We start from the raw sequence: 18,540 nt of genomic DNA, 5'->3' as shown, positions 1-18,540 counted from the left end.
TACAAGAATTCTACTGTTTACAGTGGGATTTTTTTATTGTCCAAATGCCATGTCTATCTCTTTTTACCTAGATTTTAACGAATTGATAGGACGGGATGAGGATTAATATGGCCAAAGATAACCATTGCATAGCTATCTGTTCCAATTTCGATACTAAATTTGGTGTAGAGATTGAAGAATTGGGAACCGATGAATGGATATTAATAATACGAATGTCTTGATTACTTCTACCGTAACAAAGGTCGTGTTTCTGATGAACTGGAGCACTAGTATAATGAATGAACTTAAAATAATGCATTTTTTAAGATACCTCCCAGCCTAAAAAAATGGTACTAATTTTATAAAGCATACACTTGTTCAAAAGTGATTACCTACATTAGTAGAATCAATTTGGACAGGTGTATGCTTTTTTGCTTTCCACCCCGCCATTTTAGTCTTCTTCAGCAGGGAGCCTTAATGCCCCTTTCCGTCTCTATTTAAAAGGAATCATTATAGTGGCAAAACAAAGGATATACGTGATTCATAATAAAACACATCCATTTTGTGAATTAAGACTCATGACCAAATCATTATATAGAACTCCAAGTCAGAAAGCTGTGCATGTCATACTGTTCCATTAACAATTGCTAAAAAGCTATAAATTACCCATCGTTTTTTAATTCCTGACTCGTCTGCATTTAAAATTTTTACAGTAAGTGACTAGGGGTAAGCATGTGAACAATTCTTTTATTTGGTATTTCAAATCAATAATAACTGTAAAAAAATGTCGATAACTTTATCTTCTAAATTTTCAAAAAAATGTTATTATTATTTTTGAAATCAAGAGGAGGTGACAGGAGAATGGAATTTAAGGATTTGACTCGAATTCATCTTGATAAACCAAAAGAGGGTATCGTGTTAGCTGCTAACGGTGCTGGGCAAGCAATTAAAAAGCCACAACAATAAAATTATTCATATAAAGGACAGCTATGGATATAGCTGTCCTTTATATGAATTTTATTAGAGGAGAAATATAAATGGAAAAAATTCCGTATCAAATAAATGATGGTGGTATCGTTGCTTTACTTCCTGATGGTAGAGTGGAATTTTTAAACAGGCATATTGAAAGTGAAATAATTCGAATAAATAATGGGGAAATTGCCAACTTTGATTTCGAACCATACATCATCTATGATCCTCTTGTAAAATTGGAAGAATTTCATTTAAGTGCTCCGGCTATTGCATTTATAGAAACAACCAACCTGTGTAATTTAAGATGTAAGCACTGTTATGCTGATTCAGCCTTTAAGAGACCAAACGAGATGTCCACTGAAAGAATTTTAAGCCTGATCGATGAATTCGAAAGTCTGGGAGTCTTGCAGTTATTCCTGACAGGCGGGGAAATTTTCTCACATCCTGATGCTGTAAAAATTATTAACTATGCATTAGAAAAACCTTTTTCGACTCAGATTTTCACTAATGGTCTATTAATAACAGATGAAATACTGGCAGCGATCAAACCAGGTGCATCATTCTTTATCAGTTTTGATACTGCCGTTCCTGAAAGAACAATTAGGGGAGGGATGAACTATCCAAAACTTAAACGTGCCTTCGAATGGATGAAAAAATATGGTCATACATTACGGACAGCGGTATCTGTACATAGTCAAAACTTAGATGATATAGAGGATATTTTTCAGTGGTGTGTAGATAATGAATATCCTAGGCCGCAATGGTTAGAAACCCATCCGGTAGGAAGAGCTTTATTACATCCGGATATGTTATTAAAAATTGATGATATAGACAGAGTATTCAATATCTATAGGCGTTGTATGGAACGTTTTAGTCAAGGACCGGAAGATTACGATGTATTGATTAACCAAGAAGTTATGGACTCAACTGCTGCTGAAGTTTATTCAGTCCAAACAATAAGTTTTTGCCAAAGGTTAGAGGAAGCTACAGGTCAAGAAAAATGCGGAAGGTCATTCGTATATATCAACAGTGCGGGAGATGTATATCCTTGCAGTAATTGTATGGCAGGTAAATTATATGCAGGGGGAAATATACAAGAAAGCAGCTTTAAAGATGTATGGGATCGCGGTTTTTCAGGCTTTCGTTCAATAACGTTCAACGACTATGAATCTTGTACAAGCTGTGAAGTATATAAAGAAGGAATTTGGTGTCAGTTTAGGTGCCCTCCTCTTGCTAAAAATGTTTCAAATAATGAAAAAGGTTGTGGAGCTACAGAATACATTAAGAATTTCATGTTAAAAACGAATGAATATTGGGATGAAAGAAAAAACAATAATATCAAATTAACTTTAACGGCTAAAAAATCATTATAGAAGGTGGTTATTAAATGTCTATAAAATTAAATGAAGCTGAAAGCAATGAACTTAATTTGGGGAAATTATTGGAAAAGCATCCTGAACTTCAAATCGAAAAAAATGATTACAACATAAATGTTACCGCAAATTATGGCGAAAAGTTGACTCAAGAGGAAGTTTATCAAAAGTATCTTTTACATGATGGTGCTGAGAAACCCACTCATTTATATTTTCATGTACCTATATGTTCATATATCTGTCATTTCTGTAATTATGTTAAACAACTATTACCTGAAGATGGTAACCAAATTGAAGTGTTAGATCAATGGACAGAATTACTAATAGAAGAATCTAACCGCTATTTGAAAAATGTAGGATGGATAAGTAGAGCTAAAATAGAATCATTTTACATGGGTGGCGGCACTTCATCTTTGTTAAGGCCTGCCCATTTAAAAAAGATAATAAGTCATGTTAGGGAAAATTATCATGTGAGTGATGATTGTGAATTGTCTCTTGAAGGTAATCCGGACAACTATCAAAATGATGAACTTGAGCAAGCAATAGAAATAGGTTTCAATCGTTTTAGCGTTGGTGTCCAATCTCTGCAGAATGAAGTGAATCAATTTGTAGGAAGAAAACATGATAGGAATATGTCACTTAATGCCATTCATAAACTGCTTGGAACAGGTAAACCATTTAATGTGGATATTATGTTCGGATTGCCTTATCAAACGCCGAAGTCAGTTGCAGCTGATATTAAAATTTTGTGTGAGTTAGGTGTGCCTACTATAACAATCTATCGATTGAGAAACGCTGATAGGCAGAGTATGGGAATAGGTAATCGTTCAGCTTGGAATATACCTTCAGTTCGTGAAAAAATTGAAGAAAAGGGGCTATTCCCAACTCTACTTCAAACTTATGAGATGCGGGAAGAAATCTTGAAAGTATTTATGGAATTTGGCTATCAACCTAGTCCTTGTGGGTGGTGGAGTAAGCCGAATGTTTATCCTGAAGGTAATATACCTAGGGTTTCCCGGAATAAATGGCAGCGTTATGATTCGATGATTGCATATGGTCCAGGAGCATATGGCTGGTTAACCGGGGGAAGTGACCAAGTTATTCAAACGCATAATATTTCTGATATAAAAAAGTATATTGAGCATATGAAAAATGATGGTGATGTTCCACTAGCTTACGGTCGAATATTATTTGGTCATGAAGCCGTTGCCTCAGCTTTGGGCTTTAATTTTAAATCAAATCAACCCATTGATTTAGTGCGCTTTCGAAATCAGTATGGTGTCGATTTGTTAGAAGACGAACCGTATCAAACCATATTCAGTGAATTAGAACAAAAAGAACTTGTTTCAATAAATGAAGTAGAGAATGTAATCCTGCCGACTGTTAATGGGGAGGCGTTACACGAGGAAATCATTAGTGTATATTTCCACCAAAAAATTGGCTCTTATTCTGAGCCGTTATGTCGTAGATTTTAGGTGATTACATGGAAGTTCATCAAATGGATATTGAGTCAACAATAATAAGAATGAAAGTGAGCATACCTGAAAATGCAAAGGGTCTATGCATAATTGTACCATCAGGGCAATTCGGGAAATTTGATGAAGAGGGTGCAGAAGGTGAACTAGAGTTTTATTCTTCTCTTTTTTCAGCACTACCCACTCTAGGTTATGGATTATTACAGCCTGATATGCCAGTAAGGAATGATAGGAAGGCCCCTGCTACTATGGAACATATTACCGAAGGTGAGAAAGTCTTGAAAAATTGCTTGAACTCGTCCATAGTTAAGAAATTTGGTTGGGAACGAATTGTAGTAATCGGCATGTCACTTGGCAGTCAAATCGTTTTAAATAATTTGAATAAACCGTATGCAGGGGCGGCACTTATAGGATGTGTGATTGAGAGTGAACCGGTTAATTATGGCCTGGTTAACAATATTCATTTAATCTATGGATCACATGATTATATAGCATATATGGGTGAAGAAGGAGATCTGTTACCAATCTCTCCTGAAGATTATTCTAAGACATCACTAAAATTCTTGGAAAAAGCAGGTGTAAAAAATGCTTCATGCACCATTCTCGAAGGTTTTGGACATACTCTAGCAATCAAAGAGGAAACTCAAGAAAAGCCGGTGGACCTTTTTATATCTTTGCTAAATAAATGGTTGAAAAAAATTGGAAAGTGGAGGTAGAGTAAAATGAAGAATGTTAGCAGTGAGAGATTTGATAAAATTGCATCTCAATATTCAACTAGTGAAGTTCATAAAATGAGTCAAACAATTAAATTGGCACATGAGAAAATTGAAAACTGGGATATTGAAAACATTTGTGATATAGCTTGTGGAGCTGGACATTTCGGTCTTTCCTTCAGTCATATCAGCACTAATATAACGGCTGTTGACCCATCGAAAAATATGCTGGATATTTCAAAATCTTCCGCAGAGAAAAAGGGAATCACAAATTACAAGACTGTTCATGGGTTTGCAGAAGAATTGCCTATTCCTGATGAAACGTTTGATTTGGTCATTTCCAGATTAGCACCTCACCATTTTAATGATATACAAAAGGCCATTAGTGAAATGTATAGAATCACAAATCCCGGAGGGCATCTAATCATTATAGATTTAGCTGGATATGATAATCATGGGATTGATAAATTTAATCATAAGCTAGAACTTTTACATGATCCCACTCACATTAAAAGTTATAGTGCCGAAGATTGGAAGCGCATATTTGATCAGAGCGACTATAAGAATGTTGAAATAATTAAGAATCAATCAGAATCTCAAACAGGGGTTCCGGTAAAACGTTGGTGTGAAATAGCTAGTTCAGGGATTGAGGCAGAACATGCCATTCGAGGGGCATTGAATGATGCTCCATTGAATTACTTGGAGGAAATGAGTATTAAAAAGATCGAGAATGAATTTTATTTTCCCATTAAAACAAACCTGATATTGGCTGAAAAGGTAAAAAATCATGCCCATAATTAAAATTTACAGTCCAAACTCTTGCCCGGATACAAATATCTTAAGTGATATTTGTAACCGGGTTACAGATCATCTTGATATACCAGTAGGGCATGCATGGGCATTTTGGCATCAACAAGAAAGTTTTCACAAACCAGATTGGGGTTTGAATGGTAAAAATGCTCCAATGATTATGATTTATTGTAAAAATTCCTATAATAAACAACAAATAAAAGGGATTATAGAGATTATTAGTAATGTAATTACCCAAGCTTGTAGCTGTGATAAAGAGAGTATATATATTTCATGTTTTCGAATAGAGCCCGGTCATTTAATGGTAAGAGGGGAATTATGGGAAGGGAATTAATGGTTGTTAAATGAATCCATTTTGAATTTAAATTTTGCATATTGAGGAGGAAGCGAAGTGTCATTACTTATAGAACCAATAGGTTTAATCAAAAATAATAGAGTCAATTTAGAAGATGATTATTGGGGAGAAGTAATTTCTGAGATAATTTTGGATCGTTCCAAATTCAAAGAAGATTGCCTTTTTGGATTAGAACAATTTTCACATATCGAAGTCATATTTTATATGGATAAAGTGGACCCTGACAAAATTCAGTTCAATGCCAGGCATCCAAGAAATCGAACTGACTGGCCGAAGGTGGGTATCTTTTCTCAGAGGGCCAAAGCCCGGCCAAATCAGATTGGTGTATCAAGATGTGAGTTGTTAAAAGTAGAAGGTCTAAAGATAACTGTCAGGGCTTTGGATGCCATTGATCAAACGCCTGTATTGGATATTAAACCGTATATGGCTGAATTTGGCCCAATTGGCCAAGTTAAACAGCCCAATTGGTCAAAAGAGGTAATGGAAAACTATTATAGTAATGCGTTAACAAAATGAGCGGCGTTTCTCAGGAAAGAAAAGAACTATTCAAAAATCGTGCATATTTTCTTTATTTTATTGCTACCACTTTTTCTTTTTTTGGTAATGGAATGCAATTTATTTCAAGTAGTTGGCTTGGATTGACCATGACCCAATCTAATTATACTATTGCGATCATCCTTATATGCTCTTCCATTCCAGGAATCATTTTATCCCCTTTTTCGGGAGTATGGGTCGATCGGTTAAATAAAAGGATACTAGCTGGTTTTTTAGACTTTTTTAGAGCACTGGTTTTATTAATTATACCGATAATTTGGTGGATGGGTGATTTGAACATTTGGCATATCTACTTAATGACATTCTTGGTAGCGGCAGGAGATGTCCTGTTCCAACCGACAATCGTAACATTAATTAGAGAAATAATACCTCGGACCCTTTTGCTGACTGCAAATAGCACTACTCAAATTACAGCACAAATAGGCTCGGTTGTAGGAGCGGGAATAGGAGGAATTATCGTTGCGTTATATGAACCTGTATGGGTCATGCTTATTAATGGATTGACATTTTTTATATCTGGGATATGCATTCTATTAATGCCTAAATCTACCAATAAAACTAATCAAAAGCAGGGTATGGAAGTAAAAGATACCAAGTTTTTCGAACAATTCATTAAAGAATTAAAGGTGGGATATCGATATATTCTACATAATAGGCAAATTTGGATTCTTTATGTTATCATGCTTTCTTATCCACTTACGCTTAGAACGATAAATTCTCTGCTGCCGATCTTCTCAAAAGATGTTTTAAAAGTAGGGGCTGCCGGTTTTGGATATATAGATGCAGGCTTTGCACTAGGAGCAATAGCAGGGGGATTTTTCTTACCTGCTATTGTAAAAAGAATGGGGAATTGGTTTACTTTGGTGGGGGGGATTGGAATTTTAGGATGCAGCATCCTGTTCTTCTCTTTATCATTTAATCTATTTACAGGCATTTTAGGGTATTTTTTGGTAGGATGCACATTTCAAACCCGCATTGCCTATTTAACAACTATACAATATCAGGTAAATATAGAAGTTCAAGGGCGGGTTCACTCCTTTTACACCACCTTTGTTTCAATATTTGCTTTATTGGTATACATCACGCTTGGAATATTGAGTGAATTGGTATCATCAAGATTGTTATTCGTATCCCAAGGTATAATAATACTAATTGCTACAATGGCTGCCATGTATTTTATACCGAAAAAAAGCGTCAATCAAAGCTATTCAGCATAACGGAATAAAATCATGAAAAGACCCCTTCCGATTGTGGAAAGGGTTTATTTCCGTTCAATGTTAATTATCCTTCTACAATCGAGTAAGTCCCTTCGCCACCGTGGATTTCAAGGAACATGTCCATCAAGGATTTCGTTAGCTGATGTGCTTCCGTGATTGGAGTATTGGGTTGTAAATAAATGATTTGGATGGCTTTTTTCGTTCCTTCGGTGACTTTCGTGCGTTCTGAATCAACGTAAGGGCTTCCGAATGCGCCCTCATGATCGGCTGATGTAATCATATTTTCCATGGAATTCAAGCGGCCGTTCAAACCGTCATAACCATCTGCCCCCTCGCCAATCTTAATCGAGATGTCTCCTGATAATTTTTCCGCATCATAAATGCCGATCGGAACTTCATATAACAGCGAGAAGAAGTTATTCAAATCGATGGCTGAATGGATGGGTGTCAAGTAATTCTGTTTTTTTACGCGGCGGTAAAGGGCTTCCACGGAGGGGCGATACCGTGACGGGTTTGTTCCTGTAGCCTTGAAAATCTCCCGCCACGCTTTAATGCCGGAAAAGTCGGTCAATTCCTTTTCTTCAAGGTCGAAGAAAAGAGCTTCCTGAAATAGTTGAAGTCTCCCTTTCACCATTTGCGGGGAGGGACCTACTTCGATGTTTTCATATGTAATGATCCCAACTTTGAATTCAGGGATTTTACTGCTAAGATTAGCTGATACGGTAATTTCCAAGCGTTTCACCTCCAAAAATGATTGCAATTAGTTTATCATAGATAGCAATGGTTTGAAATGGATTCAAGCTTCAATGGGAATACTGAATGAAGTAGGTGATTAATATGGATATGAACTCATTCAAGCAAGAAGTGATTTTATATAGTAAGGAAATCGGCATCGATAAAATCGGCTTTACATCGGCCACGGCTTTTACCGAATTGAAAGGTCGGCTGATACGTCAACAGGAACTGGATTATCAGTCAGGGTTTGAAGAAGCCGATATAGAAAAAAGGGTAAAGCCTGAATTGATATTCGATAAACCGCAATCCATCATTTCGATTGCTCTTGCTTATCCTTCGAAATTGAAGGATGCTCCGCAAAGTACAAAAAGTGAGCGACGCGGGATCTTTTGCAGGGCTTCTTGGGGAACGGATTATCATACCGTTCTTCGAAATAGATTGCAGTTACTCGAGAATTTCATAAAAGATAAAGTGCCAGGGGCATTGACGAAATCCATGGTTGATACGGGTGAATTATCAGATAGGGCAGTGGCTGAGCGTGCAGGAATTGGCTGGAGTGGAAAAAACAGTATGATCATCACTCCTGAATTCGGGTCTTATGTATATTTGGGGGACATGATTACCAACCTGCCATTTGAACCAGATCAACCGATGGAAGATCAATGCGGGACATGCAATAAATGTGTCGATGTTTGCCCGACTGGTGCGCTCGTTCAGGGCGGGCAGCTAAATTCCAAGCGTTGCATTGCATTCTTAACGCAGACAAAAGGTTTCCTTCCGGATGAGTTCAGGACGAAAATAGGCAATCGTTTGTATGGGTGTGATACATGCCAGACAGTTTGTCCGAAAAACAAAGGAATGGATTTTCATTTCCATGAAGAGATGGAACCCGACCCCGAGCTGGCGAAACCGCTGTTGAAACCACTGCTTACGATTTCAAATCGGGACTTTAAAGAGAAATACGGCCATGTATCCGGCTCTTGGCGTGGTAAAAAGCCAATCCAACGAAATGCTATTTTAGCATTAGCCCACTTCAAAGATGAAACGGCAATGCCCCAATTGATACAGGTCATGAAGGATGATCCACGGCCCTTAATCCGGGGAACGGCAGCCTGGGCAGTTGGGAAAATTGGACGGGAGCAGGCTGTTTCCATTCTGGAAGAAGCACGAATGAAGGAAACGGATGAAGAGGTACTGGCGGAAATTGAGAAAGGACTGCAGTTTACCTTGGAAAAAAAATGATATCTAAAATGCAGTCGCCCCTTAAATATTAACGGGGCGGCTTTTTTTGCTTGAGATATTCCGGTGCCTTTAAGGATACCATTTTAATGAGTTGCATTATATTTAAAGGATTGAAATTCCCACATTATATGAAGTTGTGTTTTTGTCCATGCCCTCATACATACACATTAGCATAGATGGTAAGAAGGAGGGCATGAACTTGAGGGAACAATTGCAACGCCTTTTACAAGAAAGAGTGGAGTTTTATACTTCCGATGATCTGGTACGGAGTGAAAGGAAGTTACATTTGAAGAAGGATATGATGAGGAACCGTGCTGCGGAAATTGTTCGGGTGAATGCGGCAGGCAAGATACATTCGAAGAAAAAGGAAGACAATGATACAGTCCTGACATATCATGTGCATCTGCAATATTTATTGAAACAGGAGGATTCATTTTATATAGAAGAAGAAATGGAAGAAAGGGAGGCCCGGTTTCGAAATGGGTATATAGTGGATGAACGTGAGCTTTTTCCCAGCTTTGAAACCGAAGATGCACCGCCAAAATGTGATCCAGGCGCAGATCGTCTCGCATATAAATATGATCGGATGAAGGCCGTCCAATATGCCGAGCGTTGGTGGAATGAATTCAATCCGGCTTATCATAAATTCACTGATGATTGTACGAATTTCATTTCACAATGTTTACATGCGGGAGGAATACCGATGTGGGGGGCGCCAAACAAAAGTAAGGGCTGGTGGATAAGAGGGAAAAGCTGGAGTTATACATGGACGACGGCCCATTCCTTATATCATCTGCTAAAAGCCGGGAATGCCATCAGGACAAAACAGGTGGAGTCGGCAAGGGAATTGAATTTGGGTGATATCCTCTGCATAGATTTCGAAGGGGACGGACGGTTTGATCATAACTTGATTGTTACGGCGAAGGATCAGGACGGGATGCCGCTTGTGAATGCACATACGATGAACAGCCGTCACCGATATTGGACGTATGAGGATTCGACCAGGTATACACCGAACATCGTTTATAAATTCTTTGTGATTTTGGATGGAGGGTGATTGGTTTTTAGTCTTTTTTGTTTAATGCTATAATTAAGGTGAAGTTCAAACTAGAGGTGAAAATGAAGTGTCAATACATGTAGTTTTATATCAACCACAAATTCCAGCAAATACAGGAAATATCGCAAGAACATGTGCAGGGACGGATACGTCTTTACATCTCATCCGCCCGCTCGGTTTCTCGACGGATGACAAACAGCTTAAACGGGCCGGGCTCGATTATTGGGAGAATGTAAAGATCCATTATTATGATTCGTTAGAAGAGTTTTATGAAAGAAATGCCGGCGGTGAATTTTATTACTTAACCAAATTCGGGGAACAGCCGCATTCCAGCTTCGATTACAGTGATCAAGACAGTGAAATATACTTCATTTTTGGCCGTGAAACGACGGGTCTCCCGAAAGTACTGATCCAAGAAAATATGGATCGGTGCCTGCGGATTCCGATGACGGATAAAGTACGTTCCCTTAATCTGTCGAACACGGCTGCCATCTTGGTTTATGAAGCACTGAGACAGCAAAATTACCGTGAATTGGATTTGAAAACAAAAGGTTGAGTTTCAATGTCATACTGTCATCGGGGGCATTTGAGCCCCGATGATGGATACTTTACTTTACATATTCTTAAGGGGTGGGAGCATTGAATAACATTATTGAGAAGATATTAGATCACCGTTCCATTCGTTCTTTTGAGGACAAGTTATTGTCTGAGGAGCAAATCAATACGATTGTGGAATGTGCCCAAGCGGCATCGACTTCAAGCTATATTCAAGCGTATTCAATCATAGGGGTAACCGATCCGGAAAAGAAAGCCAAGCTTGCTGAACTTGCCGGACCACAATCATATGTAGAGAAGAATGGACATCTATTCGTCTTTTGCGCCGATTTATATCGTCAGGATATGGTTTCCGAAATGGAAAACACGGACCTGTCCGAATCGATTGAAAGTACGGAGAAATTCATGGTTGCCTGTATCGATGCTGCTCTTGCGGCTCAAAATGCAGCATTGGCCGCAGAATCGATGGATCTTGGCATTTGCTATATAGGCGGGATCCGCAATAATCTCCCGGAAGTGTCAGCGATTTTGAATATACCGCATCGCGTTATACCATTATTCGGTCTAGTGGTCGGATATCCGAAAAACCGTTCGGATAAAAAGCCGCGTTTGCCGCTGGCCAATATCTATCATGAAAATGGATATCAGGAGGATAAGCAAGAGTTCATCGGACAACTTGAAGAGTATAATGAAACGATTTCCAGTTATTACGAGCGACGGACTAAAGGTAAACGAAAAGACACCTGGACCGAGCAAATGGCTGGAATGCTTGGAAAGAAAAGCAGGTTGTACATGAAAGATTACGTTGAGAAACAAGGTTTTAAGAAACATTGATTAATGGAATGGCCTATTAGGAATATTCTTGCCTTCCCATAAAAGACATCTTTCAAAGTCCTGAGTATGGGCCAAGTGGTAAAGATCCCGGAAATGTTTCCGGGATCTTTACCGTTTTCATTTGTCAGTTGGTATATACGGTTCGGCTCAAAAAACCCTGGCAGATTTCTTCTTATATACCCATGAAATTACCATTGACAATATATATAGATAGAATTATAGTAATTGAGTAATAGATAATGATAATCATTTTCATTTGAGTTTTTACTTGCCTATTTTTCAGTAAATGGAGGTTGAAAAATGGTTCGCCTATATACAAAGAATTTAAATATTGGTTATGGTGAACGTTTAATTGTAAAAGATCTCAGTGTGGAAATTCCAGATAAAAAAATCACAACGATCATCGGTTCAAATGGATGTGGAAAATCCACCCTTTTGAAAGCGATCACCAGAATCATTCCAAATCAATCAGGTATGGTTGTTTTAGATGGAGTGAATATCTCAAAAGAAAGCACTAAGATCCTTGCAAGAAAAATGGCCATACTTCCGCAGACACCCGAGAGTGCTAGCGGATTGACGGTTGGCGAGCTCGTATCATATGGGCGCTTTCCCTATCAAAAAGGTTTTGGGCGCCTGACCGAAAAAGACTATGAAGTAATCGATTGGGCACTTGAAGTGACCGGTACGAAAGACTTTAAGTTCCGTCCGGTGGATGCTCTTTCAGGAGGTCAGCGTCAGCGTGTTTGGATTGCGATGGCCCTTGCCCAGGAAACGGAAATCATTTTCCTGGATGAGCCGACCACTTATTTGGATATGGCGCATCAACTGGAGGTTCTAGAATTATTACAGAGGCTGAATGTAGAACAGGGACGTACAATCGTCATGGTTCTTCATGATTTAAACCAAGCTGCTCGCTTTGCCGACTATATCATTGCCTTAAAGGGCGGGGAAATAGTCAAAGCGGGAGATTGTGAAGAAGTCATCACTCATGAAGTTCTTAAGGAAGTATTCCATATTGATGCGGTAATCGGACGAGATCAACGAACGAACAAACCAATGTGCAGCACATACAATTTATTAAAAGGAGATTTGACAACAAATGAAAAAGATAATGATCCCGTTTATACTGCTGTTAGTGTTAATTATTAGTGCTTGTGGTAACGAGTCAACCGAAAAAGAAAAAAGCACCGCTTCCAAAAAGGAAAAATCAGGTACCATCACATATCAATCTGAAAATGGTCCTGTTGAAGTTCCGGCAGATCCTAAGCGTGTTTTAGTACTATCTACTTTCGCTGGTAACGTTATGGCTTTGGATGTTAACCTTGTTGGGGTTGATCCCTGGTCTAAAATGAACCCGAATTTTAAAGAGTTAAAAGATGTCGAGGAAGTAACGGATGAAAACCTGGAAAAAATCATCGAGTTGAATCCGGATTTAATCATTGGTTTATCAACGATTAAAAATGTTGATAAATTAAAGGAAATTGCTCCAACTGTAACATATACATACGGAAAATTGGACTATTTAACACAACATGTAGAAATTGGTAAACTTTTGAATAAAGAAAAAGAAGCTCAAGAATGGGTGGATGATTTCAAAAAACGTGCAAAAGCAACCGGTGAAGACATTAAAGCTAAAATCGGTGAAGATACTACGGTTTCCGTATTTGAAAAGTTTGATAAACAGTTCTATGTATTTGGCGATAACTGGGGCCGTGGAACGGAAATCCTTTATCAAGAAATGAAATTGGCCATGCCTGAAAAGGTAAAAGAAGTGGCGTTGAAAGATGGTTACTTTGCTTTATCTTTAGAAGTCCTTGCAGACTATGCCGGGGATTATGTGATTTTGAGTAATAATAAAGACGAGGACAATTCTTTCCAACAAACAGATACGTATAAAAACATTCCTGCTGTTAAAAACAATCAACTATTTGAAGCTGATGCAAAAGAATTCTACTTCAATGATCCAATAACATTAGAATACCAATTAGACTTCTTTTCCAAGAGTTTTCTTGGAAAATAATACAGCGAGGGAGAGGGATTTCAATTCCTCTCCTTTTATTCTATAAAAAAGAGATGAGAGAGACAGATGACTAATGAAAATCAACGTTTCATCCCATTTATATATAAACTGATCATAGGGATCGCTCTATTCATAGGCATGTTCATGATTTCAATGGCATTTGGTGCGGCGGATGTTACCGTAAAAGATGTCTGGCAAGCACTGACATCAAATGCTGCTGGTGAAAAGCTTTCAATCATTCGGGAAATCCGTTTCCCTCGTGAAGTGGGGGCAATCTTTGTGGGTGCAGCACTTGCCGTTTCCGGTGCCATCATGCAGGGAATGACTAGGAATCCACTTGCTGATCCGGGGTTGCTTGGATTGACGGCAGGAGCCAATGCAGGTCTCGCCATTACTTTGGCATTTATTCCAAATGCCGATAATTTAGGAATCATGATTGCGTGTTTTATAGGTTCCGCTGTGGGGGCAACCATGGTTTTCGGGATCGGTGCGATGAAAAAGGGAGGATTTTCTCCTATACGGATCGTATTGGCTGGTGCTGCAGTCTCTGCATTCCTTTTTGCCGTTTCGCAAGGGGTCGGCATATATTTCAAAGTATCAAAAGATGTATCGATGTGGACTGCAGGCGGGAATATTGGAACATCATGGGACCAGCTTCGTGTAATCGTCCCGTTCATTTTAATAGGCATCCTGATCTCCCTTATCTTTTCCAGACAGCTCACCATACTTAGCTTAAGTGAAGAAGTGGCGGTAGGATTAGGTCAAAAGACAACACAAATAAAGGCGGTTCTCTTCGTAGTCATCGTTCTGCTGGCAGGCGCTGCCGTTGCACTTGTTGGAAATATGGTATTCATCGGGTTAATGATCCCTCATATGGTTCGGGCTTTCGTGGGTACGGATTATCGATTCATCCTGCCTATGTCCGCGATTTTAGGAGCCACTTTCATGCTACTTGCCGATACGATCGGCCGTACAATCAATTCTCCATATGAAACACCTGTAGTAGCGATTGTTGCGATGATAGGTTTACCTTTCTTCCTCCTAATCGTGCGTAAAGGAGGTAAAGCATTTTCATGATCCAGTCAGCTTTAGTCAAAAAACAGCGATGGATAGTAGGTGCATTATCCGCACTCATTATCATTACGATCATTATAGGGACGTGTTCGGGATATTCGAATCTTTCTTTAGGGCGACTGATTCCAACGCTTTTCGGGCAAGGGACATTTAAAGAGGAATTCTTATTATTTTCCGTCCGATTACCACGAATCATCATTACCATTTTAGCAGGCATGGCCCTTGCACTGTCGGGAGCCATCCTTCAAGGAATCACACGTAATGATTTAGCCGATCCCGGAATCATCGGGATCAACTCAGGAGCTGGTGTTGCCATAGCCGCTTTCTTTCTGTTTTTCCCGCTTGACGCTGGATCATTTGTTTATATGGTTCCACTTGTCGGTTTTATCGGCGCGTTATTGACGGCCTGTTTAATATATATCCTCTCATTTAAGAGAAGGAGCGGCCTTGAACCCGTTCGGTTAGTGTTGATCGGGGTTGGCTTTTCAATGGCGCTTTCGGGCCTGATGATTGTCCTCATTTCATCAGCGGAACGAGCCAAAGTAGATTTCATTGCAAAATGGTTGGCGGGAAATATATGGGGAACGGATTGGCCTTTCATTTGGGCAGTTCTTCCATGGTTAATCATTCTCATTCCATTCACTTTATATAAAGCAAATCGCTTGAATCTGCTTGGTTTAAGTGAACCGGTCGCAATTGGGGTCGGTGTATCGATTGAAAAGGAGCGGATCATATTGCTAATCACGGCTGTAGCATTGGCCGCGGCTGCCGTTTCTGTTACAGGCGGAATTGCATTCATTGGACTCATGTCCCCGCATATAGCAAAATCTTTGGTAGGACCCCGAAATCAACTATTCATTCCGGTTGCCATTTTAATCGGTGGATGGCTATTGTTGCTTGCCGATACAATAGGACGTAATATAATTGAACCCGAGGGGATTCCTGCAGGTATCATGGTTGCATTGATCGGTGCTCCTTATTTCATGTATTTATTGTTGAAAAAATAAAATCTTGTAAAAATCCCCTGAAATCTTTCAGGGGATTTTATGTTTTTTCAGTGCTTTCGCAGTTTTTCGTTTTAATCAGGATTATTTATATCTAATCATTTCATCAGGACTCAATCGTTTCGCTTCGAAATAAAATACTTGAATAAACTTTTTTGTATTTACCCGGGTAGGTGTAAGAACTATTGTTGAATCATTTTGCAGTTCTTTCATCTTTTGGCGAACGACTGTGAAATCAAAAAATTTAGAAGCGTAATTTTCAAACTTCGGATTTGAAAAATCCGTTAAACCGAGCGAAGCAAAATGATTTAACGAATGGTTAATCGTTCTGCGTATTCGCTGTTCGGCAGCTTTTATTTCCCGATTGATATCAACCTGCAAAGCTGATGTGCCGAGCTTTTTTTTGGTGATTTCTACAAAGATATCTTTAAGGGTCGGGAAATGCTTTCCAAAAGTAAAAGTACGTTCATACATAAATAAATATTGAAGCATTTCCATTAAATCTTTTGCACCATTTTCTCCAACGATCCCTAATTCCGATAAAAGGAATTCGCCCACCTCTCTTATACTTTTTTCATTATAACTATTGGATTTATCAACTTTTGGCTGTTCAAAATTCAATACACCGTTTAATGAGGCTTGGATATTTGTGATCGATCTTTCTAAATGAATGCGTTCCATCACTTTTCGGATGACTGTTAATATTTCAATACGATTGATTGGTTTAGTAATATAATAATCGATTCCAAGTGAGTATGCCTCACCAATCAACTCCTTTGATTCAACCTGCGAAATCATTATTATTTTCCCGTTAAATGTATTTTTTATATGACGAAGTGTCTCAATGCCATCCCGGATGGGCATTAATAAATCAATAAATAGTATATCAATTTGTTTTAAATTCAAAATATGTCCTTCTAATAGACTTCCATCCTCGGCTTCCTCCACCACTTCTCCTAAATCTTCGTTCTCAATAATTTGGCTCAAGTTTGAACGTATGGCACAATCATCATCTGTTATAAAAAAACGCATGGGATCATCCTTTCTGGATCAACTTATGAATGGGTAATTTTATTGAAAAAACGGCACCGTTAAAACTGTTCTCAAACAGGATATCGCCTCCCAGTTCTTTTACGACTTCTTTAACATATGAGAGACCAATCCCTGTTGAAGGTGTCCCTAAATGATCATATTTTGAAGTGAATCCAGGTTTGAATATGACAGTCTGATATTTTTGAGGAATTCCAGGTCCGGTATCAGCAACCCTGAATTCTACATTGTCGCGAATTTCACTCAAACTTAAACGTACGATTCCCTTTTCTTTAATTGCTTCCACTGCATTAGCGACTAAATTATTGAAAAGGGATAACACGGTATATACATGATAATGTGAATCGTTTTTTCCATCTAATGAGTATTCAAATTGAATATCCTTTCCTAATGATAAGGCATATTTTTCATTAATTCGGATGATTAAATGAAAAAGTTCAGCCGCATTCATATAATCCCTAAAACTCTCATTGGAAATCAATTTGGAGAGACCAGCAAAAATTCGTTGATTATCTTTCTTGACTTCATGCATTTCACCCGCAATGCGCAATGCTTTTTGACTATATGGTTCTGTAGGAACATGAAATTGCTTTTCCCGTTTTTCCAGTGCTTTTAATTCTCGATACAAATCATATGATTTCTTTGTAATATTCTCTGCATTTTTCAATGTTTTTTTTAAGTGGATCGTTTCCTCATATAAATTGGAAATGAGCATCAGCATGTGTTCATTTTGTTTTCTGATTTGCATTTCCCTTGATTGTGCCTCATAAAGTTTCATCATATTAAAAAAGCTTAAAACGATAAAACTGTGTCCGAATGCGATCACGATCATCTCATTTAATGAACCTAACGCAATTGTTGTTTCTAATACAAAATATTGAATGATTAATTCTGCAGTGTCGGATAATATTTCGATAATGAGGCCAATAAATCCAATAATCAAAGACCGGTTTTGAAAGCGGTTGATTTTCACTAAAGAAAAAAGAAAGGAATAGGTGAAATAAAAGAAAAAACTGGGATACTGTTCTTGAAAAGTGGACGCCCAGTGAAAATTATCATTGGTGAAAAAGTCTATTAGGATACGAAATAACACAACCATCGTTCCTGTCAAGGCACCCGATAAAATAGCAGGTGTTTTCTGTAATAATAGTAAAAAAAAGAAAAGTGCAGGCGGACCAAAACTTATCCGAAACGTTTCATTTAAAGGATAAAAACTCAATTCACCAGCTAATGGGACTGTTAACAACATCAGAGCAAGGATATTGACCTCTTTTTTCATTAACGTACCGAGATTCAAGTCTTCACCTCCTAATTTGTTTAAAAAATCAGTATACAGTTTCAGCGGCTTCAATACAATGCTTACTTTGTTCCTGAATAGAACGGCTTAAACCAATTATGGCAAAACCAATCTTTTTTTCTATCCACAAAAAATGGTAACGGAACATGTCGTTTTTTTTTGTGGATTTTTATTTTTTAGATTTTGTAGGTTTTTGTATGATTATGTAGTTCCCAATTTAAAA

General features: G+C 38.2%; 18 protein-coding genes. 15 read left to right on the top strand and 3 right to left on the bottom strand.

The features are described 5' to 3' along the window. The first annotated feature begins 1,016 nt into the window (after positions 1–1,016). The 7 genes from ACFX4I_RS23515 to ACFX4I_RS23485 are packed head-to-tail and all read left to right on the top strand — an operon-like array spanning position 1,017 to position 7,449. A complete protein-coding gene (locus ACFX4I_RS23515; protein ID WP_377423391.1) occupies positions 1,017–2,324 on the top strand; it encodes a radical SAM protein in 1,308 nt (435 codons plus the stop codon). Between the two features lie 14 nt (positions 2,325–2,338). Further along, positions 2,339–3,799 carry a radical SAM protein gene (locus ACFX4I_RS23510; protein WP_377423388.1) on the top strand — a complete coding sequence of 487 codons (1,461 nt, stop codon included), beginning with the start codon at positions 2,339–2,341 and terminating at the stop codon, positions 3,797–3,799. 23 nt (positions 3,800–3,822) lie between these two features. Beyond that, positions 3,823–4,515, top strand: a complete 693-nt coding sequence (locus ACFX4I_RS23505; protein ID WP_377423386.1) for a hypothetical protein — start codon at positions 3,823–3,825, stop codon at positions 4,513–4,515. A gap of 6 nt (positions 4,516–4,521) precedes the next feature. Then, positions 4,522–5,313: a class I SAM-dependent methyltransferase gene (locus tag ACFX4I_RS23500; protein WP_377423384.1), complete on the top strand. Its 792-nt coding sequence runs from the start codon at positions 4,522–4,524 to the stop codon at positions 5,311–5,313. Beyond that, positions 5,300–5,656, top strand: coding sequence for a tautomerase family protein (locus ACFX4I_RS23495; RefSeq protein ID WP_377423382.1), 357 nt, complete (start codon positions 5,300–5,302; stop codon positions 5,654–5,656). Before ACFX4I_RS23500 ends, ACFX4I_RS23495 begins: the two co-directional genes overlap by 14 nt. Before the next feature lie 57 nt (positions 5,657–5,713). Beyond that, on the top strand, positions 5,714–6,193 hold the full coding sequence (gene tsaA, locus ACFX4I_RS23490; protein WP_230302927.1) for a tRNA (N6-threonylcarbamoyladenosine(37)-N6)-methyltransferase TrmO: 480 nt from the start codon (positions 5,714–5,716) through the stop codon (positions 6,191–6,193). Next, positions 6,190–7,449 (top strand): MFS transporter, encoded by a 1,260-nt coding sequence (locus ACFX4I_RS23485; protein WP_230302928.1) that lies wholly within the window; start codon positions 6,190–6,192, stop codon positions 7,447–7,449. The genes tsaA and ACFX4I_RS23485 overlap by 4 nt, the downstream gene beginning before the upstream one ends. Positions 7,450–7,513: 64 nt before the next feature. Here ACFX4I_RS23485 and ACFX4I_RS23480 read toward each other — a convergent pair whose 3' ends face one another. Continuing rightward, positions 7,514–8,182, bottom strand: a complete 669-nt coding sequence (locus ACFX4I_RS23480) for a B3/B4 domain-containing protein (RefSeq protein ID WP_377423378.1) — start codon at positions 8,180–8,182, stop codon at positions 7,514–7,516. 104 nt (positions 8,183–8,286) lie between these two features. On the opposite strand from ACFX4I_RS23480, the gene queG reads away from it, so the two are divergent. From queG to ACFX4I_RS23440, 8 genes are all read left to right on the top strand, one after another. Beyond that, positions 8,287–9,426 carry a tRNA epoxyqueuosine(34) reductase QueG gene (gene queG, locus ACFX4I_RS23475; RefSeq protein ID WP_377423376.1) on the top strand — a complete coding sequence of 380 codons (1,140 nt, stop codon included), beginning with the start codon at positions 8,287–8,289 and terminating at the stop codon, positions 9,424–9,426. Between the two features lie 199 nt (positions 9,427–9,625). Next, complete coding sequence (locus ACFX4I_RS23470; protein WP_230302931.1) at positions 9,626–10,483, top strand: amidase domain-containing protein; 858 nt, start codon at positions 9,626–9,628, stop codon at positions 10,481–10,483. A 67-nt stretch (positions 10,484–10,550) separates the two neighbouring features. Beyond that, entirely contained in the window at positions 10,551–11,039 is a 489-nt protein-coding gene (gene trmL, locus ACFX4I_RS23465; protein WP_230302932.1) for a tRNA (uridine(34)/cytosine(34)/5-carboxymethylaminomethyluridine(34)-2'-O)-methyltransferase TrmL, read from the top strand. An 83-nt stretch (positions 11,040–11,122) separates the two neighbouring features. Further along, the gene (nfsA, locus tag ACFX4I_RS23460; RefSeq protein ID WP_230302933.1) at positions 11,123–11,872 is read left to right on the top strand and encodes an oxygen-insensitive NADPH nitroreductase; all 750 of its coding nucleotides are present in this window, start codon (positions 11,123–11,125) and stop codon (positions 11,870–11,872) included. Between the two features lie 300 nt (positions 11,873–12,172). Further along, positions 12,173–13,021: an ABC transporter ATP-binding protein gene (locus ACFX4I_RS23455; RefSeq protein ID WP_377423374.1), complete on the top strand. Its 849-nt coding sequence runs from the start codon at positions 12,173–12,175 to the stop codon at positions 13,019–13,021. Then, entirely contained in the window at positions 12,972–13,892 is a 921-nt protein-coding gene (locus tag ACFX4I_RS23450) for an iron-hydroxamate ABC transporter substrate-binding protein (protein ID WP_377423372.1), read from the top strand. The genes ACFX4I_RS23455 and ACFX4I_RS23450 overlap by 50 nt, the downstream gene beginning before the upstream one ends. 66 nt (positions 13,893–13,958) lie before the next feature. Further along, on the top strand, positions 13,959–14,969 hold the full coding sequence (locus ACFX4I_RS23445; RefSeq protein WP_377423370.1) for a FecCD family ABC transporter permease: 1,011 nt from the start codon (positions 13,959–13,961) through the stop codon (positions 14,967–14,969). Beyond that, positions 14,966–15,973: a FecCD family ABC transporter permease gene (locus ACFX4I_RS23440; protein WP_377423368.1), complete on the top strand. Its 1,008-nt coding sequence runs from the start codon at positions 14,966–14,968 to the stop codon at positions 15,971–15,973. The genes ACFX4I_RS23445 and ACFX4I_RS23440 overlap by 4 nt, the downstream gene beginning before the upstream one ends. Before the next feature lie 81 nt (positions 15,974–16,054). Here ACFX4I_RS23440 and ACFX4I_RS23435 read toward each other — a convergent pair whose 3' ends face one another. Next, on the bottom strand, positions 16,055–17,002 hold the full coding sequence (locus tag ACFX4I_RS23435) for a response regulator (RefSeq protein ID WP_377423366.1): 948 nt from the start codon (positions 17,000–17,002) through the stop codon (positions 16,055–16,057). Positions 17,003–17,006: 4 nt separating this feature from the next. Beyond that, a complete protein-coding gene (locus tag ACFX4I_RS23430) occupies positions 17,007–18,269 on the bottom strand; it encodes an ATP-binding protein (protein ID WP_377423408.1) in 1,263 nt (420 codons plus the stop codon). Positions 18,270–18,540 lie beyond the last annotated feature (271 nt).

This window comes from Peribacillus sp. YIM B13472, from assembly GCF_042788005.1.
GTDB lineage: Bacteria > Bacillota > Bacilli > Bacillales > DSM-1321 > Peribacillus > Peribacillus simplex_E.
This window is presented reverse-complemented; position numbering and strand designations above follow the sequence as displayed.

Bases quoted from the DNA above. Each gene is read 5' to 3' on its own strand.
- ACFX4I_RS23445 (WP_377423370.1), top strand. From the start codon at position 13,959: ATGACTAATGAAAATCAACGTTTCATCCCATTTATATATAAACTGATC.
- ACFX4I_RS23435 (WP_377423366.1), bottom strand. From the start codon at position 17,002: ATGCGTTTTTTTATAACAGATGATGATTGTGCCATACGTTCAAACTTG.
- ACFX4I_RS23515 (WP_377423391.1), top strand. From the start codon at position 1,017: ATGGAAAAAATTCCGTATCAAATAAATGATGGTGGTATCGTTGCTTTA.
- ACFX4I_RS23455 (WP_377423374.1), top strand. From the start codon at position 12,173: ATGGTTCGCCTATATACAAAGAATTTAAATATTGGTTATGGTGAACGT.
- ACFX4I_RS23510 (WP_377423388.1), top strand. From the start codon at position 2,339: ATGTCTATAAAATTAAATGAAGCTGAAAGCAATGAACTTAATTTGGGG.
- queG (WP_377423376.1), top strand. From the start codon at position 8,287: ATGGATATGAACTCATTCAAGCAAGAAGTGATTTTATATAGTAAGGAA.
- ACFX4I_RS23450 (WP_377423372.1), top strand. From the start codon at position 12,972: ATGAAAAAGATAATGATCCCGTTTATACTGCTGTTAGTGTTAATTATT.
- ACFX4I_RS23495 (WP_377423382.1), top strand. From the start codon at position 5,300: ATGCCCATAATTAAAATTTACAGTCCAAACTCTTGCCCGGATACAAAT.
- ACFX4I_RS23440 (WP_377423368.1), top strand. From the start codon at position 14,966: ATGATCCAGTCAGCTTTAGTCAAAAAACAGCGATGGATAGTAGGTGCA.
- ACFX4I_RS23500 (WP_377423384.1), top strand. From the start codon at position 4,522: ATGAAGAATGTTAGCAGTGAGAGATTTGATAAAATTGCATCTCAATAT.
- ACFX4I_RS23430 (WP_377423408.1), bottom strand. From the start codon at position 18,269: ATGTTGTTAACAGTCCCATTAGCTGGTGAATTGAGTTTTTATCCTTTA.
- ACFX4I_RS23485 (WP_230302928.1), top strand. From the start codon at position 6,190: ATGAGCGGCGTTTCTCAGGAAAGAAAAGAACTATTCAAAAATCGTGCA.
- ACFX4I_RS23505 (WP_377423386.1), top strand. From the start codon at position 3,823: ATGGATATTGAGTCAACAATAATAAGAATGAAAGTGAGCATACCTGAA.